Source organism: Sinorhizobium fredii USDA 205 (genome assembly GCF_001461695.1).
Classification (GTDB): domain Bacteria; phylum Pseudomonadota; class Alphaproteobacteria; order Rhizobiales; family Rhizobiaceae; genus Sinorhizobium; species Sinorhizobium fredii.
This window is the reverse complement of the sequence record NZ_AUTC01000059.1, coordinates 1-2,756: the sequence shown is the minus strand read 5'-3', so window position 1 is coordinate 2,756 and position 2,756 is coordinate 1. Positions and strand designations below refer to the sequence as shown.

The following is a 2,756-nucleotide window of genomic DNA, read 5'->3' as shown; positions in this document are numbered from 1 at the left end:
GCATCATAGCGGCAACCGCCGGCGCGGGGGCGTCCACATCATCAAGCAGGCTCGGCATCTGGATTGACGAAGCGGTCAACTCGGGTCTCGTCGCGATCGCGCGGTTCGCCCGAGTTTTGCGTCGTGACATTGACGCCGTCCACAACGCAATCGAACTGCCGTGGAGCAACGGCCAGGCGGAAGGCCAGATCAATCGCCTGAAGACGATCAAGCGTGCAATGTATGGCAGAGCAGGCCCAGAACTCCTTAGAGCTCGCATGCTGCCCCCTCAACCAACTGCACGACCACACAAATTGATGGTGTGGAACGGCCCTCCGAAACGGCATCGAAGGTGCCTATTGTGGTGATGCCAATCGCCACGAAACAGAAGGAACCGTTCCATGGAGAAGATCACCACACTCGGTCTCGACCTGGCTAAATCGATCTTTCAAGTTCACGGCGTTGCCGAAGACGGCCACGTCGTTGTCCGCCGAGCCTTGCGGCGGTCGCAGATGTTAGAGTTCTTCCGCAGCCTTGAGCCGTGCCTCGTCGGGCTCGAAGCCTGCGCGAGCGCTCACCACTGGGCGAACGCCATCAGTCAGTTCGGGCATACAGTCAGGATGATACCGCCGGCCTACGTGAAGGCGTATGTCAAGCGGAACAAAACCGACGCTGCCGACGCCGAAGCGATCTGTGAGGCGGTAACGCGTCCCACAATGCGGTTCGTGCCAATTAAGACGCCCGCCGAGCAAGCCGCAGGCATGGTTTTGAAGACCCGCGAGTTGTTCGTCCGCCAGCGAAGCCAGACGGCGAACGCCATGAGAGCTCATATGGCCGAATTGGGCATCATTGCTGCGACGGGCATGACGAGCATCGCCAAGCTCATCGTCATTCTGCGAGACGATGATGACACCCGTCTCCCATCGGCGGCTCGGGCTGCACTTCTCGAGATGGTCGCGCAAATTGAGATGCTGTCGGCTCGCATCGAGGCGCTTGACGCGAAGATAGTCACGGCAGTGAAAGCAGATAACACCGCTAGGCGGCTTACCAGTATCCCGGGCGTCGGCCCCATCATCGCCGCGACAGTTCGAGCGACGATCCAGGATCCAGCAGCCTTCCCAATCGGACGTGATCTAGCCGCCTGGATCGGAATTACCCCGAAAACGCACTCGAGCAGCGGCAAGGAGCGGCTGGGCCGTATATCGAAACGCGGGAACAAACAGTTGCGAACGCTGCTGATCGTCGGCGCGACATCCATCCTGAAGCAAGCTCGCAGAGGAGTGACGCTTCCCTCTTGGATCGTCTCGCTGATGGCACGAAGACCTTACAAGGTCGCCGCCGTCGCCAAACGACATCCGGCACCCCGCAAGTGAATTATTGGCTTCTTTCCTCTTCCGTAAGGATCTCGAAAGCTGCACTTGCATAAATGTTCGCCAACAACAGCCGTACTCGGAGGGAAAATGAACATTGATCCACGAAATGCCGCAGAATCTCAGGTTGGCGTTCACGATCTCCTGCCGCGGCCGGACCCGGCGGACCGACGGCCAGACAAGCTGAGCGCGCAGACCAGCTCACCGGCGCACCCTCCGAATCAAGCAAGCTTTGAGCAGCAGCTAGCTGACTTACATTTGATTCACCCAACGCCGGATTCTGTCTCCCTTGCGGCAGATCCCGGGACTGCCAACTTCTCGAATGCGCCGAACGAGGTGGCCCCAGAACCTGGCTGCTATCCGGCCGAATCATTTGTGAGAGCGCGCGCCCAGCTTGCCGCAAAGCTGACGGGTGCCCCTCTTGATGTGCTTAGAAACGAGATCGAGCTTGCCTACCGGCAATCAGGGCGGTGGTCACCAGCGACCGCAGTTGGCGACGGCAGTATCGATCGGGGCCGTATTTTCGACGACGTGGCAGGGTCGTCATATGTGATACTGCGGCGCTTTCAGAACCAGGACAGCGATTGCAATCCACGCATCGAAAACGACACGAGCGCAATATCGCATGTTCGTAGCACGGCGCGGGATCATTTCTCCCATGGAGATCCTCTGGAACGATATCCTATGGATCGAGCGCGCCAAGCCGGATGGCATATGCGCGGCAAGACAACAGCGTCTCCTTTCGTGTCGTTGGTTGAGGATCCTTCGAAGCTGGTTGTTTCGCGCGACCACTGGGCGAGAGCGATCGCCAACAATGCGAGCACACTGCACACCTACACCGTTCCGAAGTCCTCGGTCTGGACGCCCGACGATGTACTGAGCAGTATTGGGCTCGGAATGAATGTCGAGGACCAGGACAACATCGATGCGGATGTGGATCTGATGTGCTCGCTGGGCAGAACGCCAACACGAGAGACCGAACGCTTATTTCTGGGCAGCAACCTTGATGACTACCGGACTGACAGTGAAGCAAATCCATACAGGCGTGATGGTAATGAATAGATAACCTATCGACGGTCCCAATCGCGGTAAGTGCGTTCATGGGCAAACACTGCAACACCATGCCTAACGAAGAGCCGAAGGAGGGGCCGCGCGTCTTCGAGCACCACGGGTTCATCATTCTTGGTAAGAGGGATGGACGCGCGGAGCGGGACCGGTTGAACAGGTTTGTTAGTTGGAAACGGATCGATCCTGATCCCTTTCTATCACGCCAGAGGGCATCGTCAACTTAATCGACCGCCGAGCTGAAGGAGGCGCTTCTCAAAGGTTCGAGATTCATGCAGGCACAAGGGCAGTCTGATGGGCACTGTAAAGTTATCAGCGGATTGATGCAGCGATAGCTGGCGG

The 2,756-nt window shown here is 58.1% G+C and carries 3 protein-coding genes; all 3 read left to right on the top strand.

The window, feature by feature from the left end:
- Positions 1-347 (top strand): transposase (locus N181_RS31335; protein ID WP_244426090.1); only part of this gene is annotated, 347 nt, incomplete at its 5' end.
- Positions 348-380: 33 nt separating this feature from the next.
- On the top strand, positions 381-1,352 hold the full coding sequence (locus N181_RS07960; RefSeq protein ID WP_015633429.1) for an IS110 family RNA-guided transposase: 972 nt from the start codon (positions 381-383) through the stop codon (positions 1,350-1,352).
- A gap of 87 nt (positions 1,353-1,439) precedes the next feature.
- The gene (locus N181_RS07955) at positions 1,440-2,411 is read left to right on the top strand and encodes a hypothetical protein (protein WP_015633430.1); all 972 of its coding nucleotides are present in this window, start codon (positions 1,440-1,442) and stop codon (positions 2,409-2,411) included.
- Positions 2,412-2,756: the final 345 nt, after the last annotated feature.

What these genes read in the sequence shown, in the direction of transcription:
- N181_RS07960 (WP_015633429.1), top strand. Translation starts at nt 381, where the DNA reads ATGGAGAAGATCACCACACTCGGTCTCGACCTGGCTAAATCGATCTTT.
- N181_RS07955 (WP_015633430.1), top strand. Translation starts at nt 1,440, where the DNA reads ATGAACATTGATCCACGAAATGCCGCAGAATCTCAGGTTGGCGTTCAC.